Here is a 21,670-nt window from a genome sequence, read left to right as displayed (position 1 = left end):
GCCCGCCGTGCGGGGCGCGCACGCGAGGCTCAGGAACCGTCCGCCTCCTGGAGCTCCGCCGGAGGTGCGAGCCGGCCGATCAGTTCCGCGAACCCTGCCGACCCGGCCTCCCGGTACGGCTCCGTCGGCCACAGCGCCCGACCCCCGTGCCACGCGACCACGATCGGCTCCCCGCTGTCCGCCCGGTCCAGCCATCCGCGCAGTTCCACCACGCCGACGGGATTCTCCGGCAACCCCTCCCAGGGCCGCTTCGCGGACCTCGGCGACATCAGCGGCAGCACGCCCTCGGGCCGGTCGTCGGCCCCGCCGTGGTCGGGGAAGAGCACCAGGATCGGGTGCCCGCCGTACGGATCGTGCAGCAGCGCGTACCGCCGGACCACCGGCACGGGCGCGGTGGCGGCCCGCACGAGCAGGCGCACGGACGGCAGGCCCGCGGTCAGCAGCCGGAAGACGCTCCGGACGAGCACCGCCCCGCCGATCACGAGGAACACGAACATCTGGCCACGGGAGACGTCGGCCGGAGCGAAGACCGCCGCCAGGGCCAGCCCGAGGACGCCCCCGCCCATGACCAGCGCCTCGTGCACCCCGGACCACCGCCGCAGGCTCCGCACCCGCCACCAGGGCACTTCCCGGACGTCCGCCTCCGGGCGCGGTGACCCGTTCCGCGGGACGGCCTGCCGCTCGGCGTACGCGGCGAACCGGGCGTAGTCCGCCGGTTCCGCCGCCGGGGCCTTGACGAGGCTGACGGGCGGGGACGCGGGCGCGGAGGCCGGCGCGCGGAGAGCGGCTTCTTGTGCCTCCCGGGCCTCCCAGGCCTCCCGGGCCTCCCGGGCCGCGCGGCGGCGGCGGTGCCACCGGGTCCAGAAGGTCGCCCAGCCGCCCACGAGCCCGACGAGGAATCCGCCGGAGGCGGCCAGGGCGATGGAGTCGACCGTGTCCAGCGCCTGGGAGCCGTGGAGCTCGCCGGCGGCGTCGTAGCCGTACAGCTCACCCTTCCAGGGACCGTACGAGACGACGAAGCCGGTCTCCCAGACGCCCACGAGCCCCTCCCCGCGGCCCGGATCGCACCGGTACGGACCGGAGCGGTCCGTACCGCTCCACGGGTCCTTCCACCGCACCACGCAGCTGCCGTCCGGCTCCTCGCTCACCACGGTCAGATCGATCTGCGGGTCGGCGTCCTGGGCACCGACCCAGTTCCAGTTGACCGCGAAAACGGCCGCGGCCACCACGACCAGCCACCGCCACCGCCCCGTCAGCAGCCGGCGCCGCTCCTTCCGCCGCTCGGCGGCATCCGGTTCCGGCCCCGGGGGCAGCGCGCCCGCGGGGAGCGGCGGCATCGGCGGAGGGACCGGCGGTCCGGCCAGGCCCTCCGCCGACGCCCGGGCCACGATCCGCCGGCGCGCGGCCGCCCCCCGTACCGGCTTCGTCCAGAACAGCGCCCCGCCGCCGGGCGGCGCGAGCACACCGCCCCTGCCCGGATCGCCGCACCACCACATCACCGCGCCCCGGCCCGGCCGGTACGGCGCCCAGCGGTGCCGCAGCGCGACCACCCGCAGCGGCCACAGCTCCTCGCCGTCCGGCCCGCCGGCCAGCACCACGGCCTCCGCGCTCCAGACACCCGGAGGCACCGCCACCGCCCTGTGCGCCGTCCACACCCCCGAGCCGAGCACCCGCCGGAAGCGGCGCGTGTGGGCCCGCGCCCCGATGCCGGTGCCGATGGCCACCACGCCGGTGCCCACCAGCCAGGCGGCCAGCTGGCCCCGCCACTCCGAACCCGGCCAGAACGCGCCGAGCCCGATCCCGAGGGCGATCAGGACGTCCCCGCCGGCCAGGACCCGGCCGCTTCCGCGCCGGTACGCCTCCAGCGCCTCGGCCGTCCCGCGCAGCTCGCGCGCACGCGTCATTCCCGCCCCTCCCCACCGGACCCCCGCGGCCCGTCCCGTCCCCGTGGACGACAGTAGCCGCGGCGTACCGGTCCGGACAGGGGTCGGAGCCGTGTCGGGGCAGGTCAGAGCGGTGGAACGAGGGACGGTTCGCGGGGCAGGGTGAGGCCCCAGCCGTCGGCGTGGACCGTCCAGGTGCGGCGCCGGACCGGGCCCGCCACGCGGCCGTCGGCGCGGTAGCGGAAGTCGGGGCCCGAGACGGTCAGGACGCCGGCGGCCGCGCGGCGCGGCGGACCGGACGTCGCGGCCGGGTGGACGGTGACCTCCGCCGTACCGCCACCGCCCGCCGGGCGGGCCGTCACCGCCGAGACCGGCGCGTCCACGTCGGCCAGCAGCACCCCGTCCGCCTCCACCCGCAGCCGGTGCACGAGCACCGAGGGGACCGGCGGCGCGGGCCGCACCAGGGTGCGGACCAGCGAGCGGCAGGTGCCCCAGACGGAGGGGGCCGTGCCGGCGGCGGGCACGGGCACGGCGGGCACCCGCAGGTCGCCGAGGACCACCCCGTCGCTGTCGTCCACCAGCAGGTCCAGGCTCCGCACCGTGCCGTCCAGCACCGTCCGGGCCGCCGTCACCGCCGAGCGCGGCACGCCGAAGCCGTACGCGACCTCCAGGGCGTCCGGCGGACCGATCGGGACCAGGGCGAGCGAAGCCCGGTCCCGGTGCAGCAGGGTCACCGCGCGCAGCAGCGCCCGGTCGTCGCCGAGGACGACGGGGCGGCGGGAGCCGCGCCGGGACAGGGCCCGGGAGAATTCCTCGGGGGAGTCCGGCAGGCAGATCTTCGCCTCCGCGCCCGCGGACAGGACATCCTTCGCGATCCGTACGGACTCGCCGTCACTTCGGCGGGCGACCGGGTCGACGATGACCAGCAGCTGGTCGTGATCCGACACCTCGGTCCTTCCTCGGGTAGTCTCTTTGTGCAAGAGCCCCTTGCGCTATTGCGCCAGGGGCTTCGTCTATTCCGGGGCACACCGGTGAGGCGGCGTAGGCCCCCTGACCTTGGAATGCCCCCTCCGGAAGGGGTGTACGCCTGTGCCCGCACTTGTGCTGCTCGGTGCTCAGTGGGGTGACGAGGGCAAGGGAAAGGCCACCGACCTCCTCGGTGGCTCCGTTGACTATGTGGTGCGTTACCAGGGCGGCAACAACGCCGGCCACACGGTCGTCGTCGGCGACCAGAAGTATGCGCTCCACCTCCTCCCCTCCGGAATCCTCTCGCCGGGGTGCACCCCGGTCATCGGCAACGGCGTCGTCGTCGATCCGGCGGTCCTGCTCTCCGAGCTGAGCGGGCTGAACGACCGCGGTGTCGACACGTCGAAGCTGCTGATCAGCGGAAACGCGCATCTGATCACCCCGTACAACGTCACCCTCGACAAGGTGACGGAACGGTTCCTCGGCAAGCGCAAGATCGGCACCACCGGGCGCGGCATCGGCCCCACCTACGCCGACAAGATCAACCGCGTCGGCATCCGGGTCCAGGACCTCTACGACGAGTCGATCCTGGAGCAGAAGGTCGAGGCGGCCCTGGAGCAGAAGAACCAGCTCCTCGCCAAGGTCTTCAACCGCCGCGCGATCGAGTCCGGCCGGATCGTCGAGGAGATGCTCCAGTACGCCGACCAGATCAAGCCGTACGTCGCCGACACCACCCTGATCCTCAACAACGCCATCGACGAGGGCAAGGTCGTCCTCTTCGAGGGCGGCCAGGGCACCCTCCTGGACGTGGACCACGGCACGTACCCCTTCGTCACCTCCTCGAACCCGACCGCCGGCGGTGCCTGCACCGGCGCGGGCGTCGGCCCGACGAAGATCAGCCGGGTCATCGGCATCCTCAAGGCGTACACCACCCGCGTCGGCGCCGGCCCGTTCCCGACCGAGCTCTTCGACGAGGACGGCGAGGCGCTGCGCCGCATCGGCGGCGAGCGCGGTGTCACCACCGGCCGTGACCGCCGCTGCGGCTGGTTCGACGCGGTCATCGCCCGCTACGCCACCCGCGTCAACGGCCTGACGGACTTCTTCCTCACCAAGCTGGACGTGCTCACCGGCTGGGAGGAGATCCCGGTCTGCGTCGCGTACGAGATCGACGGCAAGCGCGTCGAGGAGCTCCCGTACTCCCAGAGCGACTTCCACCACGCGAAGCCGATCTACGAGACCCTGCCCGGCTGGTCGGAGGACATCACGAAGGCCAAGACCTTCGCGGACCTCCCGAAGAACGCGCAGAACTACGTGAAGGCGCTGGAGGAGATGTCCGGCGCCCCGATCTCCGCCATCGGCGTCGGCCCCGGCCGCACCGAGACCATCGAGATCAACTCCTTCCTGTAGATCAGGACGGCGCAAGGGCCCGCACCCCGGGGAGGGGCGCGGGCCCTTCGCGTGTCCGCGCGAGCGGAGAAGGCTGGAACTTCCCTTGCCCGCAAGGTGAGTTGGGCCGCTAATGAGTCTCCCTGCACGCGTGCGTGCCCATCCGTCACAGGGGGATCCATGACAGAGAACGGACCGCCCAGACCGCCCGTGCCACCGGCGCCGTCCACTCCTCCGGCGGCCCCGCCGCCCGGCAACGGCCCGCTCGAACTGCGGGTGGAGCGGAGACTGCTCTGGATCGGCGGAGCCTTCTACCCGCTGGAGAACGTCGTCCGCGTCTACACCTTCGTCCTCCGGCCCCGGCGCGCGGAGGCCGTGAGGCGCTTCGCCCGACGCCTCGGCTGGCTGATGCTGGCCTCCCTCCTCGTCCTCCTGCTCGGCGAACTGGGGGCGTTCGGCCGTCCCACGTACGACGACTACGGAAACGAGTCGGGCCCGAGCGGGCTCCAGAGCTTCGTCTGGCTGGTGATCGTGGGCATCCTGATCTACGCCTTCGTCGAGATGATGACCGTCGTCGGGGCGGCCTCCCACCTCACCCTGGCCATCGAGACCAACGGGGCGTCCACCGCGCTCGTCGCCGGCACCCCGGAGCAGCTCCACCGGCTCGTCCACCAGCTCGCCCACGCGGTGGAGCACCCCGACAGCGAACTCCTGGAGCGCGTCGGATCGCTCCCGATCGGCAACCCGGGCAACTACTACTTCGGCGATGTCGTGAACATGTACGGCGGCACCGGCAACAGGGGGATACAGCGATGAGCGGCGACACCGTGAACATGTACGGCGGGGAGAGCAACACCGGCATCGTGCACCACCACGCCCCCGCCGCCCCACCCACCCTGGAGCAGGCGCTCGCCACGGTGCGACAGCAGGCCGGGGTGCTGCGGGAAGCGGTGCCGGAAGCGGACCGGGAGACGCTGGAAACGGGACTCGCCGAGCTCGACGCCCCGGCGGACGGCCCCTCCCGGCGCCGGACGCTGATCGCGATCGCCGGGATCGCCGCGACCGTCGGCGCCGTCGGGCAGCCGCTGCTCGACGCGGTGCGGGCCGCGCTGGAGCTCCTGGCCGCCTGACCTAGGCGCTCACTCCTCGCGGTGGTACTCGCCCGGCTCCGTGTCGTACATCGGGTAGACCTGGAGGATCTCCTTGCCCTTGTACGTCGTCAGCGTCAGGTAGCCGCCGGGGTCGTCGCGGACGCACTCCCGGTCCGCGCCGGGTTCCAGGTCCATGGGACCGAGGACGTACGGGGGCGTGGTGCTCGCGAGGATCGCCGTCCAGGTGCAGTTGACCGCGTCGGCGAGCTGGTTGCCCTCCGCGTCCGTGCGCGGATAGACGCTCAGCACGCGGAGGACGGCCGAGCCCACCGCGCCCTGGGTGACCGTCACCTCGTCGGTGTAGCGGTCCGCCTCCGGGCCCTCGACCAGCGGCTTCATCTTCCAGCGGCCCAGGTACTCGGCGGGCAGGATCTCCTGGCCGGTGCGGGCCTTGCGGAAGGTGGCCTTCGCGGTGCCCGAGGTCCATTCGAGGACCTCGGGGGAGCGCAGGGTGAGCGTCTGGTGGGCGGCGGCCATGCACCGCCGGGCGGGCACGCTGGTGGTGACGTCGGACTCGCCGAGGACGACCTTGTCCTCGTCGGCGGAGACGAGCCGCGAGCGGCCCATGCACAGCCGGTTGTCGCCGACGTGCGTGTAGACGGCGGTCTTGGTGCCGGTCGCGCCCTGGACCAGTTCGATGCGGACGGTCTCCCGGGGGTGCTCCGGGGTGCCCCGGAGGACGCCCTCCCAGGCGCCGAGGAAGGCGGCGGGCACGGCCCCGGCGGGCGGGGAGGAGACGGAGGACGAGCCGGACCCGGTGCCCTTGCCGTCGCCGCCGGGGGCGCCGGTCCCGCCGCCGAGCGGCCAGAGGGCGTAGCCGACGCCCGCCGCGGCCGCCACGGCGACGGTCGTGAGCGCCGCCGTCAGCACCCGCCGCCGGGAGCGGGCGGGGGGCCGCTCCGGCTCCGGCTCCGGTGCGGGCGTCGGGTCGCCGGGCGCCGCACCGCCCGCCGTGCGTTCGGGGGCGGGCTCCGCCGGGCGCTCGTCGGTGCTCTCCGCCTCCAGCAGGCGCGCCGCGTGCCGGCCGAGGCGGACCAGGACGTCGGCGGGCAGCCACGGGTCGGTGACCGGCAGCGTCTCGGCGAGCTCGGCCGCCGTCGGGCGGGCCGCCGGGTCCTTGGCGAGGCAGGCGCGGATCAGCCCGGTCAGCGCGGGCGCCACGTCCGTCAGGTCCGGCTCGTCGTGGGCGATCCGGAACATCAGCGCGTGCACCCCGCTGTCGGAGGTGCCGAAGGGGGAGCGGCCGGTCGCCGCGTAGGCGAGCACCGAGCCCAGGCAGAAGACGTCGGAGGCCGGGCCGAGCTTCTCGCCGCGCACCTGCTCGGGCGACATGAAGCCGGGGGAGCCGACGACGGCGCCGGTGCTGGTGAGGCCGCCGTCGGTGACGGTGTCGACGGCCCGGGCGATGCCGAAGTCGATGATCCGGGGGCCGTCGACGGTGAGCAGCACGTTGGAGGGCTTGAGGTCGCGGTGGACGAGCCCGGCCCGGTGGATGTGGCCGAGGGCCTCGCCGAGCCCGGCGCCGAGGGCGCGGACGGTGGCGGGCGGCAGCGGCCCGTACTCGTCGCCGACGACGGTCCGCAGCGAGGGGCCCGGCACGTAGCCGATCGCCACCCACGGGGCGGCCGCGGTGGTGTCGGAGCCGAGGACGGGCGCGGTGCCGGAGCCGCCGACCCGTTCCAGCGCCTCGACCTCGCGGGCGAAGCGGCGCCGGAACTCGTCCTGGGCGGCCAGTTCGGCGTGCACCACCTTCACCGCGACGGTCCGTCCGCCGGCCGAACGCGCGAGGAACACCCGGCCCATGCCGCCGACACCGAGCCGTCCGACGAGTCGGAACGGGCCGATGGCGACCGGGTCTTCCGCGTTCAATGGCTCCACGTGGCAAGAGGATGCCAGACCGCGCGGAGGGGCCGGGGCGCGGTCCGGGTCACGGTCCGGTGTCGGGGCGGGCCTCAGGTCCGGTGTCCGGGCGGGGGCGGGGTCCGGATCCGGGTCCGTGCCGGGCCGGTACCGGGTCCGTGCCGGGTCGGTACCGCGTCCGGTGTCAGGGGCGGGTCCGGGCCGGGGCGGGGGTCGTCCGGGTGGCCCGGCAGAGGTTGCCCGGGCCGGAGGAGCGTGGATGTAATGGCCGTGAGGGGGCCCTTCCGGAGGAGGAACCCCATGCGTGTCGTCGAAGTGACCGCCTACGGCGGACCCGAGGTCCTCAGATCGGCCCGTCGTCCCGAGCCGGACCCCGCGGACGCCCCCGGGCGGGTCCGGGTGCGGCTGAAGGCGGCGGCGGTGAACCAGGCCGACCTCAAGATCCGTTCCGGCCGTTTCGCCGCCGCGCTGGGCGCGCTGGCCCCGCCATTCGTGCTCGGCTACGACTTCGCCGGGACCCTGGTGGACCCGGCTCCGGGCCTGGACGCGGGCAGCCGGGTGGCCGGTTTCGTGCCCTGGGTGGCGGAGGGCAGCGGCGTGGGGACGTACGCGGAGACGATCCTGGCGGACCCGGCCTGGCTGGCGCCGGTCCCGGACGAGGTGGACTTCACGGCGGCGGCCTCGCTGCCGCTCTCCGCGGTGACCGCGGCGCAGGCGCTCGACCTCCTGGAACTGCCCGAGGGCTCGACGCTGCTGGTCACCGGGGCGAGCGGGGTGGTGGGCCGGTTCGCGGTGCAGCTGGCGGCGCGGGCGGGCCACCGGGTGATCGCCCTCGGCGACGCCGACGACATGCACGAGCTGCGGCTCCTCGGGGCCCACGGGGTGGTGGGCCGCGGCTCGCCCGAAGAGGTGATCACCGGAGTGCTCGGCTTCGCGCCGGAGCGGGTGGACGGCGTCTTCGACGCGGCCCTGATCGCCGAACCGCTGCTGCCCGCGGTCAAGGACGGCGGGGTCTTCGTCTCCGCCTCCCCCGAACGGGTGCCGGTGGCCGAGCGGGACGTCCGGGTCGAGGTGGTGGAGGGCCGCCCGGACGCGGCGCGGCTGAAGGAGCTCCTGGAACTGCTGGGCGCGGGCGCCCTCGCGACCCGGGTGGCCGACGTGATCCCGCTGGAGCAGGCCGCCGAGGCGCACCGGCGCGCGGAGGCGGGCCACCGGCCCGGCCGGATCGTGCTGATGATCTGACGACCGGGAAGAGATCGAGAAAGCGCGCGGTTTCGTACAACCCTGGGGGGCCTTCGCCGGTCGGAAGGGTGACAGCGAAACAACGCAGGGGGGAACCCGATCATGTTCGCACGACGCAGGCCCGGGCTGAGGACGGCGCTCGTCGCCACCGCCGTCGCGGCCGCGACGGCCACCGGCGCGGCCTCCGCCGTCGCCGCGCCGGCCGCCGACCCCGTGGTGGCGCCCGTCTTCGAGCTGTACAGCGTCCACAAGCAGACCCACCAGCTGGTGGAGTGGCGGTCGGCGGGGGGCGAGCTCTACGCCGAGATGCCGGGTCCGGAGGCCTACCCCGACCTCGTCGACCGCATCGTCGTCGACAACAACAACAACGGGTACGGCGAGGCCAGTTGGAGCCGCTACAAGGACGGCCGACTGGAGTTCACCGGCTCCGTCAACGGCCGGTGGCAGTCGGACAGGCCCATCGGCAAGGGCTGGAACATCTACACCCATGTCCTGTCTCCCGGCAACCTCGGCGGGGCCAAGGAGGCCGACCTGATCGCTCTCGACAAGGCCGGTGTGCTGTGGAGCCACCTGTCCTACCCGGACGGTCGCCTCACCACACGGGCGCGGGTCGGCGGCGGCTGGGGACAGTACACCGAGCTGGCCGGCCAGGGGGATCTGACCGGTGACGGCAAGGCCGACCTCACCGCCCGCGACAAGGCCGGTGTCCTCTGGCTCTACAAGGGGACGGGCGACTACAAGGTGCCTTTCACGGGCCGTACGAAGATCGGCCACGGGTGGAACGTCTACGACCGCCTGCTGTCGATCGGCGACATGGACGAGGACGGCAAGGTGGACCTGCTGGCCCGGAAGACGACGGGTGAGATGCTCCGGTACCCGGGTACGGGTGACGCGGCGCGGCCGTTCAAGGCGCCGGTGCAGGTGATGAGTTCCAACATGAAGGACTACCGCCTCGTCTAGGCGTCAGGCGTGCGGCTGCCCCGTTCCCGTCGATGCGGGCACGGGGCAGCCCCTTGTCGTCGGCCGTTCGTCCCGAGTCTTGGTCTAGACCTTGACAGGTACAGACCAGTGCCGGTTCGCTGGCCTTCCCCCCACCGGAAGGACGACAGCGCATGCGACGACTTCTCGCACTGATCGCCGCTCTCTGTACGGCACTCGGACTCGCGGTCCTGCTCCCCGCCACGGCGGGCGCGGCGCCCGCCTGTGTCACCGCCTGGAACTCGGGCCAGGTCTACACGGGCGGCATGACCGCCTCGTACAACGGCCGCAACTGGTACGCGAAGTGGTGGACGCAGAACGAGCGTCCCGGCTCCAGCGACGTCTGGCGCGACGAGGGCGCCTGCGGCGGCGGGGGCGGCAACCCGGACCCGTCCGGATTCGTCGTCACCGAGGCCCAGTTCAACCAGATGTTCCCGAACCGGAACCCCTTCTACACGTACGCGGGCCTGGTCACCGCCACCAAGAAGTACCCGGCCTTCGCGGGCACCGGCAGCGACACCGTGAAGAAGCAGGAGGCCGCGGCCTTCCTCGCCAACGTGGCCCACGAGACCGGCGGCCTCGTCCACATCGTCGAGCAGAACACCGCCAACTACCCCCACTACTGCGACCGGAGCCAGTCCTACGGCTGCCCGGCCGGCCAGGCCGCCTACTACGGCCGCGGCCCCATCCAGCTCTCCTGGAACTTCAACTACAAGGCCGCCGGTGACGCCCTCGGCATCGACCTCCTGAACAACCCCTGGCGGGTCGAGCGCGAGCCGGACATCGCCATGATGACCGGCCTCTGGTACTGGAACACCCAGAACGGCCCCGGCACGATGACCGCCCACAACGCCATGGTCAACGGCGCCGGCTTCGGGCAGACCATCTGGGCCATCAACGGCTCCCTGGAGTGCAACGGCCGCAACCCGGCCCAGGTCCAGAGCCGCGTCACCAAGTACCAGCAGTTCACCCAGATCCTCGGCGTCCCCGCGGGCGCGAACCTGTCCTGCTAGCCGCTCGCCCGTACGACCCCGCACCACCCTCCTCCGCACGCCCCGGCCTGACGGCCGGGGCGTGTGCGCGTCTTCCGTCAGCCCGCCCGCTCCGCCTCCGCCACGACCACGTCGAGGGCCGCCGACAGCCGGTCGAGCACCCGGACCGTCTCGTCGAAGGCGTCCTGGCCGCCCAGGGCGGCGGTCAGCCGGGCGGCCAGCTCGGCGTGGCCCGGGTCGATGCGGGTGATCGCCGCGCGGCCCGCCTCCGTGGGGGCGAGCAGTTTGGCGCGCCGGTGCGCCGGGTTGGGGGCGTAGGCGGCCAGGCCCTCGCGGACCAGGAGGTCGGCGACGCGCTGGACGCTCTGCCGGGTGATGCCCATGACCCGGGCGATCCCGGCCACCGGCAGCGGCTCCGGGAGCACCGCGCCGAGCACCTGCCACCAGGCGGCGGTCAGCCCGGCGGGCTCGGCCAGCTTCTCCGAGACGGCGAGGAACTGGCCGTTGAGCCGGAAGACGCCGAGGGCGGTCCGGCTCAGGGCGTCCTGCTGGGCGCGGCTCACTCGTTCAGCTCGGCGAAGGCGGCCGGGTCGGAGTCGTGGAAGAGCCGGTACCAGGCGTCCCGCTTGCCCTCGTAGGCGCCGAGCAGGGCGAAGATCTCGCGGGCGAAGGCGACGGGCTCGGTCGGTCCGGCGGTGACCAGGTCCCCGTCGGTGACCGCGTCGGCCTCGACGTACCGCTCGCCGCCCGCGTATCCGGTCGCGGCGAGGTAGAAGGAGGCCGCGCCGGTGTGTGCCCGGTCGTCGAGCAGGCCCTCGCGGGCCAGTCCGGCGGTCGCGCCGCAGATGGCGGCGACCGGCACCCCGGCGTCCAGGAAGGCGCGGGCGGCGGCGGTGAAGGGGGCGAGCTCGTCGCCCTCGTCGTACTTCTCGGCCCCGGGGAGGATCAGCAGCGCGCTGTCCTCGGGGCGCAGTTCGTCCAGTGCGAGATCGGGCACGATCCGGATCCCGGCGATCGTGGTGACGGGCTTCCCGGCGTCGATGCCGACGGTCCGCACGGTGAAGCCGGCCCGGGCGAGCCACGCGGTGGCGTGCCCCGTCTCCCAGTCGGCGAGGGTGTCGTACACGGCGAGGTGAACGGTCCTGGAGGTCATGACAAGAGACTGTCATGACGACAGGATGCTGTCAATAGGGGTCGAGGGTCACCGACGACGAAATCCGCAGCCGGCCGCCATGCAGAGCACAATGTCGTGTCCGGCGCGTTCTCGGTGGACAAGATGGTGATGGCCGTCCCACCTGCGGTTCCTTACGCTTCGGTGCATGACCCCTCATGTCATCGAACCCGACCCCCAGGCCGGCGCCGCCGTCAAGGCAGCGGACCGCGCGCACGTCTTCCACTCCTGGTCCGCGCAGGGCCTGATCGACCCGCTCGCCGTGGCCGGCGCGGAGGGTTCGTACTTCTGGGACTACGACGGCAACCGCTACCTCGACTTCACCAGCGGTCTCGTCTACACGAACATCGGCTACCAGCACCCCAGGGTGGTCGCCGCCATCCAGGAGCAGGCCGCGAAGCTCACCACCTTCGCGCCCGCCTTCGCCGTCGACGTCCGTTCCGAGGCCGCGCGCCTCATCGCCGAGCGCACCCCCGGCGACCTGGACAAGATCTTCTTCACCAACGGCGGCGCCGAGGCGGTCGAGAACGCCGTCCGGATGGCCCGGCTGCACACCGGCCGCCACAAGGTGCTCTCCGCCTTCCGCTCGTACCACGGCGCCACCTCCACCGCGATCAACCTCACCGGCGACCCCCGCCGCTGGGCCTCCGACACCGGCTCCGCCGGCGTGGTGCGCTTCTGGGCGCCCTTCCTCTACCGCTCGCCGTTCTACGCCGAGACCGAGCAGCAGGAGTGCGAGCGCGCCCTCGCGCACCTGGAGGACACCATCGCCTTCGAGGGTCCGGCGACCATCGCCGCGATCATCCTGGAGACCGTCCCCGGCACCGCCGGCATCATGACCCCGCCGCCCGGCTACCTCACCGGCGTCCGCGAGATCTGCGACAAGTACGGCATCGTCTTCGTCCTCGACGAGGTCATGGCCGGATTCGGCCGCACCGGCAAGTGGTTCGCCGCCGAGCACTTCGACGTCGTGCCCGACCTGATGACCTTCGCCAAGGGCGTCAACTCCGGCTACGTGCCCCTCGGCGGCGTCGCGATCAGCGAGCGGATCGCCGCCACCTTCGAGACCCGCCCCTACCCGGGCGGCCTCACCTACTCCGGCCACCCGCTGGCCTGCGCCGCCGCCGTCGCCACCATCGAGGTGATGGAGGACGAGAAGGTCGTCGAGCACGCCGCCCGCATCGGCGAGACCGTCCTCGGCCCCGGCCTGCGCGAGCTCGCCGAGCGCCACCCCTCCGTCGGCGAGGTCCGCGGCATGGGCGTCTTCTGGGCGCTCGACCTGGTCAAGAACAAGGAGACGCGCGAGCCGCTCGTCCCGTACAACGCGGCCGGCGAGGCCAACGCCCCGATGGCCGCCTTCGGCGCCGCGGCGAAGAAGAACGGCCTGTGGCCCTTCGTCAACATGAACCGCACCCACGCCGTCCCGGCCTGCAACGTCTCCGAGGACGAGGTCAAGGAGGGCCTGGCCGCCCTGGACGCGGCGCTCACCGTCGCCGACGAGCACACCGTCTGACACCGCGGACCCGCGCACGGGGTGACGCCGCCGCCGACGGCACGGCCGGCGTCACCCCGTGTGACGGGCGCCTCCTCCCCGGGAGCCGGTCTGGACTAGAGTCTTCCGGAACCTCACGGAGGGGGCCCCGCCCGCATGCCCGGCACGTCCGCGAACAGCGCCGTCACCCGCAGCACCCTCAGCCGGCAGATCGCGGACGCTCTCCGTGACGAGGTCCTCGCGGGGCGTCTCCAGCCGGGCCAGGAGTTCACCGTCAAGCAGATCGCCGAGCAGTACGGCGTCTCCGCCACCCCGGTCCGCGAGGCCCTCGTCGAACTCTGCGCCCAGGGCCTGCTCGACTCCGACCAGCACCGCGGCTTCCGCGTCCACCGCTTCTCCGTGGACGACTACCGGGAGATGGTCGAGGCCCGCATGCTCGTCGCCGACGGCATCTTCCGCCGCCACACCCCGCACGCGCGCGTGCCGCTCCCCGCGCCGGACCCCGACCTCGGGGTCGTCCTGGTGTCGATCCGCCGCCGGGGCGAGGCCGCCGTCCGCGCCGCCCGCGCCGGCGACCTGGACGTCCTCATCGGCTACGACATCCGCTACTGGCACGAGCTGGGCCGGCTCGTCGCCCGCAACGAGCACATCGCCGGCTTCCTGCACCGCCTGCGCGTCCAGGCGTGGGCCTTCTCCGTCCCCTACCTGCGGGCCGAGCGCGAACTCCACGGCTGGCTGTGGTCGGGCCACGTGGACCTGATCGACGCCGTCACCCGCGGCGACGCCGAGGCCGCCGTCGGAGTCGTCCGCGCCTACAACGCGCACGCGCTGGAATGGGCCGACCGCCTGGAGACCCGTCTGCACCGGTCCGGTTGAGGCCCCGCTTCCCGGGGCAGGCCTCCCACGGGTGGGCGTCGTCGGCCCCGCCGACTACCCTGGCCCTCCCCGGAACTGACGGAGAGCGAGCCTCCCTTGGCCTGTGACCTGTGGCTGGTCCCCCTCGTCGACGTGCTGTGCCACAGCCCCGACAACCCCTTCGCCGAAGACCTCGCCGCCTACGACGCCGTGCTGAGCGCCTCCGGCCTGCCGACCGTGCCCGTGTACGCGTACATGCCCGGCCTCTCCGGCGACGTCGCCCCGGTCGCCGGCTTCGACTACGAGGCCCTGCACTTCCTGCGCCGCGCCTACCTGCTGGCGATCTGCGGGCTGCCGGTCGAGCCCGTCGGCGAGCTCGGCGGGGACTACGAGCAGCTCCTGGAGATGTTCGAGGCCACCGCCCAGCAGTCCCACCTCGTCTGGCACTACGACCACGCGGGCGCGTACGTGCCGGTCGACTTCCCCGTCCCGCTCTCCAATGACGAGCTGCTCGCGGGCGGCGGCCCGCTCGGCTCCTCCTACGGGCTGCTGCGGGAGCTGGAGTTCGTCGCCCCGGCCCTCGGCATCGACCCGGCGAACCCGCCGGCCGCCCCCGCCCCGCCCGCCCGGCCCACCGAGCTGGAGGAGCCCGCCGCCCCGCTCCCGTACGACGACGGCCCCTTCGCCCGGGAGCGGCACGTCTGGCTGGGGCTGCACGCGGCGGCCACCCGCAGCCTCGCCCAGGGCTCGATGATCATGCTCAGCTGACCCGGGACCCCGGCCGCCCCGGACCCCGGGACTCCGGCCGAGCCCGGGCGGCGGGGGCTTCGGCCGCCCCGGCCCCGGAGGCCCTCAGCTGGTCCCCGGAGGCCCTCAGCGGGTCTCCGGGGGCCGCTGGCGCGGCATGTTGGGCCGGGTGCCCGGCGGCAGCGGAAAGCGGCCCGACGGGTGCGCCGCCTCCGGCCGCGCCGGCATGACCCCGACCGACTGGAGCGCCAGCGGCGCCGGGCCCGAGCGGAACTCGACCATCCAGTCCGCGGTCTCCGCCCGCACCAGCTCCGTCACGTCCTCCGAGAAGCGCCGCAGCACCCCCAGACACCGGTCGGCGGCCTCGCTGGCGGTCCCCTCCGTCGGCCCGAGGACCTCCCGCACGCTCTCCGAGGCCCAGTCGAACTGGAGCGCCTGGAGTCGCCGCTGCACGGCCTGGGCGGTCGCCACGTCCCTCATCCACCCGGACGTCAGCCCGAAGTACCGGTCGCAGGCCAGGCAGGCGGCGCCGAGCAGCAGCGAGAGATAGCCCCAGCCGGCCGCGCCCTCGGCGACCCCGGTCAGGTCGAGCAGCGGCAGCGCGGCCCCGGCGATCACGCCGAGCGCGGTGCCGATCCGCAGTATCCGGGCGCAGCGGCGCTTCCGGACCCGGTCGGAGAGATACCACTCGGCGGTGGCCAGGGCGCCCGTCTCCACCCACCGGTAGAGCTCGTCGAGGCGTTCCGCGGGCTCGCCCCAGTCGCCCAGGGGGAAGGGCTTCCCCGTCAGATCTCTGTGGACGTCTCCCCCGGGCTGCCCCGGCGGCTGCATCTCCGGCTGGTGGCTCACCGGGGGACTCCTCTGCTCAGCCCAGCGTTCGTGGCGCTCGTGTCCTTCTGTGACGTGCGGTGCACGTGGTGCCTGCCCTTCCTACCGCCGAATGGTGGGCGATGGGCCCGGAATCCCGGGATTTCCGCCCGCAAGAGGGTGTTGATCAGGTAGAGGAGCCCGCAGTTTCTCACTCGAAAGAGTTGTCACGGCAGGGCGCTCCCCGACCACGTAGGCTCGTTCCACCGGCACCAGACGTGACGGACCGAACCATCAACCACGAGGAGTGACCGTGATCCCCGGTGGCGGCCAGCCCAACATGCAGCAGATCCTCCAGCAGGCGCAGAAGATGCAGCAGGACCTCGCCCGCGCCCAGCAGGAGCTCGCCGCGACCGAGGTCGAGGGCCAGGCGGGCGGCGGCCTCGTCAAGGCCACCGTGACCGGCTCCGGAGAGCTGCGCGGCCTGGTCATCGACCCGAAGGCGGTCGACCCGGAGGACACCGAGACCCTGGCGGACCTGGTGATCGCCGCCGTGCAGGCCGCGAACGACAACGCGCAGCAGCTCCAGCAGACCAAGCTGGGCCCGCTGGCGCAGGGTCTGGGCGGGATGCCGGGCCTGGGCTTCTAGCGGGCACTTCCAGCCACTACCGTAAGAAGCAAGGCAGCACCCCCCGGAAAGGGCGTTCCGTTGTACGAAGGCGTGGTCCAGGACCTGATCGACGAGCTGGGCAGGCTGCCCGGCGTCGGTCCCAAGAGCGCGCAGCGGATCGCCTTCCACATCCTCCAGGCCGAGCCGACGGACGTGCGCAGGCTCGCCCACGCGCTCCTGGAGGTCAAGGAGAAGGTCCGGTTCTGCGAGGTCTGCGGGAACGTGGCGCAGCAGGAGCGGTGCAACATCTGCCGCGACCAGCGCCGGGACCTGACCGTCATCTGTGTGGTCGAGGAGCCGAAGGACGTCGTCGCGATCGAGCGGACCCGCGAGTTCCGGGGGCGGTACCACGTCCTCGGCGGCGCGATCAGCCCGATCGAGGGCGTCGGGCCGGACGACCTGCGGATCCGGGAGCTGCTCGGCCGCCTCGCGGACGGCACGGTCACCGAGCTGATCCTGGCGACCGACCCGAACCTGGAGGGCGAGGCCACGGCCACGTACCTGGCGCGGATGATCAAGCCCATGGGGCTGAAGGTCACCCGGCTCGCCAGCGGGCTCCCGGTCGGCGGCGACCTGGAGTACGCCGACGAGGTGACGCTCGGCCGTGCCTTCGAGGGGCGGAGGCTGCTAGATGTATGACGACCGGGCGCGGGAGGACCGGGCCGGTGCCGGTGAGCTCTCAGGGAGGCTCCTCGATGTCTGACCCCACGCTCCACTCCATCACGCAGAGCCCCGACGACTTCGCGGTGCAGATCGCGGACTCCGTCGAGAGCTTCATCGTCGCCACGACCGAGGTCGCCAAGGGCGACGAGCCGGACAGCGCGGTGCCGTTCCTGCTCCTGGAGATCTCCCAGCTGCTGCTCGCCGGAGGCCGGCTGGGCGCGCACGAGGACATCCTCCCGGACGAGCGGTACGAGCCCGACACGGGTCCGGAGCCGGACGTGGACGAGCTGCGGGAGCGGTTCGCGGTGATGCTGGACCCGGTGGACGTCTTCTCCGAGGTCTTCGACCCGTACGAGCCCCGCAAGGCGCCGGTACCGGCCCGGATCTCGGACAACCTCGCCGACATCGTCACGGACCTGCGGCACGGTCTCGCCCACTACCGGGCGGGCCGCACCTCCGAGGCCCTGTGGTGGTGGCAGTTCTCGTACTTCTCCAACTGGGGCCCCACCGCCTCGGCCACCCTCCGCGCCCTCCAGTCCCTGGTCGCGCACGTCCGCCTGGACCAGCCGCTGGCGGCCCTGGACGGCCTCGACACCGACGAGGACCTGGCCGAGGACGACCTCGCCGAGGAGGCGGGCCGCGTGATGGTCCAGGAGATCGCCGGGCCGCTGGGGATGAAGGGCCTGTAGGGGCCGAGGGGCGGCGCGGACGGACCGCGCCCGTCCCGATGTGATCACTCTCTGGGCACCGCGTCTCAGGATGTGATAGCGGGCAGGCGTTTTTCGGTCGCTCGTTAGACTGAGCCGACCGCAGCGAGAGGCTGCGGCACCGACCGAGCGAGGAGCGCACGTGGGCCTTGTCGTGCAGAAGTACGGAGGCTCCTCCGTTGCCGATGCCGAGGGCATCAAGCGCGTCGCCAAGCGGATCGTGGAAGCCAAGAAGAACGGCCACCAGGTGGTCGTCGTGGTCTCCGCGATGGGCGACACGACGGACGAGCTGATCGATCTCGCCGAGCAGGTGTCTCCGATGCCTGCCGGACGTGAGTTCGACATGCTGCTGACCGCCGGAGAGCGGATCTCCATGGCCCTGCTGGCGATGGCGATCAAAAACCTGGGCCACGAGGCCCAGTCGTTCACCGGCAGCCAGGCGGGTGTCATCACCGACTCGGTCCACAACAAGGCGCGCATCATCGATGTCACGCCGGGCCGGATCCGTACCGCCCTCGACGAGGGCAACATCGCCATCGTCGCCGGCTTCCAGGGTGTGTCCCAGGACAAGAAGGACATCACCACGCTGGGCCGCGGCGGCTCGGACACCACGGCCGTGGCGCTCGCCGCCGCGCTCGACGCCGAGGTCTGCGAGATCTACACCGACGTCGACGGCGTCTTCACCGCCGACCCGCGCGTGGTGAAGAAGGCGAAGAAGATCGACTGGATCTCCTTCGAGGACATGCTGGAGCTCGCCGCCTCCGGCTCCAAGGTGCTGCTGCACCGCTGCGTCGAGTACGCACGCCGCTACAACATCCCGATCCACGTCCGCTCGTCCTTCTCCGGACTCCAGGGCACGTGGGTCAGCAACGAACCGACAGGGGACAAGGTGGAGCAGGCCATCATCTCCGGTGTCGCCCACGACACCTCCGAGGCGAAGATCACCGTCGTCGGCGTGCCGGACAAGCCGGGCGAGGCCGCGGCCATCTTCCGGGCCGTCGCGGACGCCGAGATCAACATCGACATGATCGTGCAGAACGTGTCGGCGGCCTCCACCGGCCTCACCGACATCTCCTTCACCCTCCCCAAGGCCGAGGGCCGCAAGGCCATCGACGCCCTGGAGAAGGCGAAGGCCGCGATCGGCTTCGACTCGCTCCGCTACGACGACCAGATCGGCAAGATCTCCCTCGTCGGCGCCGGCATGAAGACCAACCCGGGCGTCACCGCGGACTTCTTCCGCGCCCTGTCCGACGCGGGCGTGAACATCGAGCTCATCTCGACCTCCGAGATCCGCATCTCGGTCGTCACCCGCGCCGACGACGTCAACGAGGCCGTGACCGCCGTCCACACCGCCTTCGGTCTGGACAGCGACTCGGACGAGGCCGTCGTCTACGGCGGAACCGGGCGCTGACCCCGCCCACGCGTCCCACCGACCGCGCCCGGCCGCTCCCCAGCGGCCGGGCGCGGTCGTCGCATCCGATTGCGGTGACTTCGTGGGATCTGTGAAAATCCTGTGAGCAATTCGGCCACGGAACCCCCTTGAACTGCGGTGATGTGGTGTCGGACGATGCTCTTCCCCCTTGCTGCAACTCGTAGTTGGGCGGGGCGCGTCTCCGCGTTCACCCACGAACGTGGCGCGGAGCATGCGCGGAAACGGGGAAAAAGGGGGAGAACGGTTACGCATGAGGATGATCTGCTCGCCGCAGAGAACGGCGGTGTACGCGTACAACCATCCCGGGGGAACACGAGTCCAACAGGCGTGGCAGACGTACTCGACATCCCTGCGATCTCCCCGCTCCGGGGGGTACGCGCGGCCGTGCTCCCCCTCCGGGCGCCCGGCGGCGTCCCCGTGCCCGGACGCGCCGTCGCGGCCCGCCCGCTCGGACGTCCGCGCCCTCTCGACGGGCCTCCGGTGACCACTGTCGTGCCCACCGAATCCCGCGCGAGCGGAGCCGGCGGCATCCCCGCGCCGCGCAAGGCCGCCGATTCCGCCGTCACCGGCGCCGGCACCACCGTCGACCACCTCACCGAGACCTACCGCGCCCACTACCGCTCGCTGCTCGGTCTCGCCGCCCTCCTCCTCGACGACACCGCCTCCTGCGAGGACGTCGTCCAGGAGGCGTTCATCCGCGTCCACTCGGCCCGCCGGCGCGTCCGCGAACCCGAGAAGACCCTCGCCTACCTCCGCCAGACCGTGGTCAACCTCTCCCGGTCCGCGCTGCGCCGCCGCATCCTCGGCCTCAAGCTGCTCTCGAAGCCGATGCCCGACATGGCCAGCGCCGAGGAGGGGGCGTACGACCAGCTGGAGCGCGACGCCCTCATCAAGGCGATGAAGGGCCTCCAGCGCCGCCAGCGCGAGGTCCTCGTCCTGCGCTACTTCGCCGACATGACGGAGGCTCAGGTCGCCGAGACCCTCGGCATCTCGCTCGGCTCGGTGAAGGCGTACGGCTCCCGGGGCATCGCCGCCCTGCGCGTCGTCATGGAGGCGAAGGCATGAGCGCGGAGCGGGACCAGGGCGAGCACCGCGACGAGCGGACCGAGCACGACGAACAGGCCGAGCAGGCCGAGCGTGACGAGCAGGCCGGGCGGACCGAGCACGACGAGCGGACCGGGCGTGACGAGCAGGCCGAGCAGGTCGATCAGGCCGAGCAGCCGGCGCAGGTCGATCAGGCCGAGCAGCCGGCGCAGGACGAACGACACGAGCGGGACGTGCGCGGCGACCGGGAGGACCGGGCCGGGCGCGACGTGCGCGGCGAGGGCGAGGAGCGCCACGACCCCGACGAACGCGGCGGACGCGCCCCCGAACAGGGCCGCGTCGCCCGTGACGATCTGAGTGGACGACTGATGATGGACTTCGAGCCCGCACCCGGCGAGGACGAGGAGGCGGACGAGCTCGCGCTGCGGCGACTGCTCCACGGCGCCGTCTCGGGACTGGAACCGTCCACCGACTCCCTCGACCACCTCCGCCGCGCCGTCCCCGCCCGCCGCGCCCGCAAGCGGCAGGCCCTCGTCGGCGCCGCCGCCGCGGCGGTCCTCATCGGCACCGCCGTCCCGGCCGTCGTCCACGTCGCCGGCTCCCCGGGCGTCACCACCGCCAACCCGGCCCTCGCCGGCCACGGCGAGCAGGCGCAGGGCGGCACCGGCGAGGAGGCCGAGAGCCCGGCCACGACCAAGGGGCCGTCCGTCGAGGTCTCGCCCACCACCGGCCCCACCACGGGCGCCACCCAGGGCACCGGCCGTCCCGACCCCAAGGGCAGCCCGACCGCGGCCGGCACCGCCGCCGGCCCCGGAGCCGCCCTGAGCTGCGGCCGCGGCACCCTCCAGTCGGCCGGCGCGTACAACAGCGGAGCCGACGCCACCGGCGTCGTCTACGGCGGCTTCACCATCGTCAACGCCTCCGGCAAGCCCTGTGTCGTCGACGGCGACGGCCTGGTCGGCGTCTCGACCACCGGCTCCGCCGACCCGAGCCGGATCGGCGTCGTCCGGCACAGCGACGGCGACCCGGCCACCGGCCTGCCCGCGCCCTCCGCGGAGGCCGCGTCGGTGCTGCTCCAGCCCGGCGACTCGTACCAGGTGAAGTTCGCCTGGGTGCCGAGCGAGGGCTGCCCGACCCTCGGCCCGGTCGACCCCCCGACCTCGCCCACGCCCACCGAGCCGACGCCGACCCCGACGGAGCCCTCGCCGCCTCCGCCCACCGAGCCGACGCCGACCCCGACGGAGCCCTCGCCCACACCCACCGAGGGCGGCGAGGGCACCACCCCGGGCGGCGCCGACGCCGGCGGCGGCACCGGCGGCACCGGTGGCGGGTCCGGCTCCGGCTCCGGCTCGGGAACCGACTCCGGCATCGACTCAGGCGTCACCACCCAGCTCATGCGCGCCGAACCGGGGGAGGGCGGCGTCGTCGTCAGCCACACCGCGGAGCCCGGCGACCCCACCGTCAGCACGGTGCTCTCCGGCGCCTGCGCGGGCACGGTCTACCGCACGGGGCTGCTCAAGAGCTGAGCCTCACGAAGCCACGGCCTTCGAGGCCGGGTCTCGCCGACGTACGGCCTGCCGGGCCTCGCCTGCGTACGGCCTGCCGGGCCGGGCCCCGCCGGCGT

General features: G+C 73.2%; 21 protein-coding genes. 15 read left to right on the top strand and 6 right to left on the bottom strand.

What is annotated here, in order from left to right; all coding sequences use genetic code 11:
* Nucleotides 1-29: 29 nt before the first annotated feature.
* Nucleotides 30-1,904: a hypothetical protein gene (locus ACFYT9_RS03360; protein WP_389160659.1), complete on the bottom strand. Its 1,875-nt coding sequence runs from the start codon at nt 1,902-1,904 to the stop codon at nt 30-32.
* A gap of 104 nt (nt 1,905-2,008) precedes the next feature.
* On the bottom strand, nt 2,009-2,830 hold the full coding sequence (locus tag ACFYT9_RS03355; protein ID WP_376602158.1) for a diacylglycerol kinase: 822 nt from the start codon (nt 2,828-2,830) through the stop codon (nt 2,009-2,011).
* A gap of 142 nt (nt 2,831-2,972) precedes the next feature.
* Here ACFYT9_RS03355 and ACFYT9_RS03350 point away from each other — a divergent pair, with 142 nt between their 5' ends.
* From ACFYT9_RS03350 to ACFYT9_RS03340, 3 genes are all read left to right on the top strand, one after another.
* On the top strand, nt 2,973-4,256 hold the full coding sequence (locus tag ACFYT9_RS03350) for an adenylosuccinate synthase (protein ID WP_376602157.1): 1,284 nt from the start codon (nt 2,973-2,975) through the stop codon (nt 4,254-4,256).
* 159 nt (nt 4,257-4,415) lie between these two features.
* On the top strand, nt 4,416-5,051 hold the full coding sequence (locus ACFYT9_RS03345; protein ID WP_387275111.1) for a DUF6232 family protein: 636 nt from the start codon (nt 4,416-4,418) through the stop codon (nt 5,049-5,051).
* Nucleotides 5,048-5,365 (top strand): hypothetical protein, encoded by a 318-nt coding sequence (locus tag ACFYT9_RS03340; RefSeq protein WP_376602155.1) that lies wholly within the window; start codon nt 5,048-5,050, stop codon nt 5,363-5,365. The genes ACFYT9_RS03345 and ACFYT9_RS03340 overlap by 4 nt, the downstream gene beginning before the upstream one ends.
* Nucleotides 5,366-5,374: 9 nt before the next feature.
* Here the strand turns inward: ACFYT9_RS03340 and ACFYT9_RS03335 are convergent, their stop codons facing one another.
* Nucleotides 5,375-7,264: a serine/threonine-protein kinase gene (locus tag ACFYT9_RS03335; RefSeq protein ID WP_389160657.1), complete on the bottom strand. Its 1,890-nt coding sequence runs from the start codon at nt 7,262-7,264 to the stop codon at nt 5,375-5,377.
* 282 nt (nt 7,265-7,546) lie between these two features.
* Here ACFYT9_RS03335 and ACFYT9_RS03330 point away from each other — a divergent pair, with 282 nt between their 5' ends.
* From ACFYT9_RS03330 to ACFYT9_RS03320, 3 genes are all read left to right on the top strand, one after another.
* Nucleotides 7,547-8,488 (top strand): NADP-dependent oxidoreductase, encoded by a 942-nt coding sequence (locus tag ACFYT9_RS03330; RefSeq protein WP_389160656.1) that lies wholly within the window; start codon nt 7,547-7,549, stop codon nt 8,486-8,488.
* A gap of 102 nt (nt 8,489-8,590) precedes the next feature.
* On the top strand, nt 8,591-9,448 hold the full coding sequence (locus ACFYT9_RS03325) for an FG-GAP repeat domain-containing protein (RefSeq protein WP_389160654.1): 858 nt from the start codon (nt 8,591-8,593) through the stop codon (nt 9,446-9,448).
* Between the two features lie 152 nt (nt 9,449-9,600).
* The gene (locus ACFYT9_RS03320; RefSeq protein WP_389160653.1) at nt 9,601-10,479 is read left to right on the top strand and encodes a glycoside hydrolase family 19 protein; all 879 of its coding nucleotides are present in this window, start codon (nt 9,601-9,603) and stop codon (nt 10,477-10,479) included.
* Between the two features lie 77 nt (nt 10,480-10,556).
* Here ACFYT9_RS03320 and ACFYT9_RS03315 read toward each other — a convergent pair whose 3' ends face one another.
* Together ACFYT9_RS03315 and ACFYT9_RS03310 are read right to left on the bottom strand one after the other, a co-directional pair.
* The gene (locus tag ACFYT9_RS03315) at nt 10,557-11,021 is read right to left on the bottom strand and encodes a MarR family winged helix-turn-helix transcriptional regulator (RefSeq protein WP_389160651.1); all 465 of its coding nucleotides are present in this window, start codon (nt 11,019-11,021) and stop codon (nt 10,557-10,559) included.
* Complete coding sequence (locus ACFYT9_RS03310) at nt 11,018-11,611, bottom strand: DJ-1/PfpI family protein (RefSeq protein ID WP_389160649.1); 594 nt, start codon at nt 11,609-11,611, stop codon at nt 11,018-11,020. Before ACFYT9_RS03310 ends, ACFYT9_RS03315 begins: the two co-directional genes overlap by 4 nt.
* Nucleotides 11,612-11,777: 166 nt before the next feature.
* On the opposite strand from ACFYT9_RS03310, the gene ACFYT9_RS03305 reads away from it, so the two are divergent.
* From ACFYT9_RS03305 to ACFYT9_RS03295, 3 genes are all read left to right on the top strand, one after another.
* Nucleotides 11,778-13,142, top strand: a complete 1,365-nt coding sequence (locus ACFYT9_RS03305; RefSeq protein WP_376604725.1) for an aspartate aminotransferase family protein — start codon at nt 11,778-11,780, stop codon at nt 13,140-13,142.
* A gap of 135 nt (nt 13,143-13,277) precedes the next feature.
* Nucleotides 13,278-13,997 (top strand): GntR family transcriptional regulator, encoded by a 720-nt coding sequence (locus ACFYT9_RS03300; RefSeq protein ID WP_376603916.1) that lies wholly within the window; start codon nt 13,278-13,280, stop codon nt 13,995-13,997.
* Between the two features lie 96 nt (nt 13,998-14,093).
* Entirely contained in the window at nt 14,094-14,744 is a 651-nt protein-coding gene (locus ACFYT9_RS03295; RefSeq protein ID WP_376603918.1) for a hypothetical protein, read from the top strand.
* A 105-nt stretch (nt 14,745-14,849) separates the two neighbouring features.
* Here ACFYT9_RS03295 and ACFYT9_RS03290 read toward each other — a convergent pair whose 3' ends face one another.
* Nucleotides 14,850-15,554: an SLATT domain-containing protein gene (locus tag ACFYT9_RS03290; RefSeq protein WP_389161084.1), complete on the bottom strand. Its 705-nt coding sequence runs from the start codon at nt 15,552-15,554 to the stop codon at nt 14,850-14,852.
* Between the two features lie 289 nt (nt 15,555-15,843).
* Between ACFYT9_RS03290 and ACFYT9_RS03285 the strand changes: the two genes are divergently transcribed.
* The 6 genes from ACFYT9_RS03285 (at nt 15,844) to ACFYT9_RS03260 (ending at nt 21,572) form a co-directional block, all read left to right on the top strand.
* Nucleotides 15,844-16,179, top strand: coding sequence for a YbaB/EbfC family nucleoid-associated protein (locus ACFYT9_RS03285; protein WP_376603920.1), 336 nt, complete (start codon nt 15,844-15,846; stop codon nt 16,177-16,179).
* 60 nt (nt 16,180-16,239) lie between these two features.
* On the top strand, nt 16,240-16,839 hold the full coding sequence (gene recR, locus ACFYT9_RS03280; protein ID WP_376603922.1) for a recombination mediator RecR: 600 nt from the start codon (nt 16,240-16,242) through the stop codon (nt 16,837-16,839).
* A 56-nt stretch (nt 16,840-16,895) separates the two neighbouring features.
* Nucleotides 16,896-17,552 (top strand): DUF5063 domain-containing protein, encoded by a 657-nt coding sequence (locus ACFYT9_RS03275; protein ID WP_389160645.1) that lies wholly within the window; start codon nt 16,896-16,898, stop codon nt 17,550-17,552.
* 160 nt (nt 17,553-17,712) lie between these two features.
* Nucleotides 17,713-18,981, top strand: coding sequence for an aspartate kinase (locus tag ACFYT9_RS03270; protein ID WP_376603926.1), 1,269 nt, complete (start codon nt 17,713-17,715; stop codon nt 18,979-18,981).
* A 348-nt stretch (nt 18,982-19,329) separates the two neighbouring features.
* Nucleotides 19,330-20,067 carry a SigE family RNA polymerase sigma factor gene (locus tag ACFYT9_RS03265; protein WP_389160643.1) on the top strand — a complete coding sequence of 246 codons (738 nt, stop codon included), beginning with the start codon at nt 19,330-19,332 and terminating at the stop codon, nt 20,065-20,067.
* Complete coding sequence (locus ACFYT9_RS03260; protein WP_389160642.1) at nt 20,064-21,572, top strand: hypothetical protein; 1,509 nt, start codon at nt 20,064-20,066, stop codon at nt 21,570-21,572. The genes ACFYT9_RS03265 and ACFYT9_RS03260 overlap by 4 nt, the downstream gene beginning before the upstream one ends.
* Nucleotides 21,573-21,670: the final 98 nt, after the last annotated feature.

Source organism: Streptomyces sp. NPDC004435, from assembly GCF_042873895.1.
GTDB lineage: Bacteria > Actinomycetota > Actinomycetes > Streptomycetales > Streptomycetaceae > Streptomyces.
This window is presented reverse-complemented; position numbering and strand designations above follow the sequence as displayed.

Excerpts from the sequence above, each read along its gene's own strand:
- ACFYT9_RS03345 (WP_387275111.1), top strand. The coding sequence starts at position 4,416 with ATGACAGAGAACGGACCGCCCAGACCGCCCGTGCCACCGGCGCCGTCC.
- ACFYT9_RS03330 (WP_389160656.1), top strand. The coding sequence starts at position 7,547 with ATGCGTGTCGTCGAAGTGACCGCCTACGGCGGACCCGAGGTCCTCAGA.
- ACFYT9_RS03275 (WP_389160645.1), top strand. The coding sequence starts at position 16,896 with ATGTCTGACCCCACGCTCCACTCCATCACGCAGAGCCCCGACGACTTC.
- ACFYT9_RS03260 (WP_389160642.1), top strand. The coding sequence starts at position 20,064 with ATGAGCGCGGAGCGGGACCAGGGCGAGCACCGCGACGAGCGGACCGAG.
- ACFYT9_RS03310 (WP_389160649.1), bottom strand. The coding sequence starts at position 11,611 with ATGACCTCCAGGACCGTTCACCTCGCCGTGTACGACACCCTCGCCGAC.
- ACFYT9_RS03325 (WP_389160654.1), top strand. The coding sequence starts at position 8,591 with ATGTTCGCACGACGCAGGCCCGGGCTGAGGACGGCGCTCGTCGCCACC.
- ACFYT9_RS03305 (WP_376604725.1), top strand. The coding sequence starts at position 11,778 with ATGACCCCTCATGTCATCGAACCCGACCCCCAGGCCGGCGCCGCCGTC.
- ACFYT9_RS03290 (WP_389161084.1), bottom strand. The coding sequence starts at position 15,554 with ATGCAGCCGCCGGGGCAGCCCGGGGGAGACGTCCACAGAGATCTGACG.
- ACFYT9_RS03360 (WP_389160659.1), bottom strand. The coding sequence starts at position 1,904 with ATGACGCGTGCGCGCGAGCTGCGCGGGACGGCCGAGGCGCTGGAGGCG.
- ACFYT9_RS03340 (WP_376602155.1), top strand. The coding sequence starts at position 5,048 with ATGAGCGGCGACACCGTGAACATGTACGGCGGGGAGAGCAACACCGGC.
- ACFYT9_RS03320 (WP_389160653.1), top strand. The coding sequence starts at position 9,601 with ATGCGACGACTTCTCGCACTGATCGCCGCTCTCTGTACGGCACTCGGA.
- ACFYT9_RS03300 (WP_376603916.1), top strand. The coding sequence starts at position 13,278 with ATGCCCGGCACGTCCGCGAACAGCGCCGTCACCCGCAGCACCCTCAGC.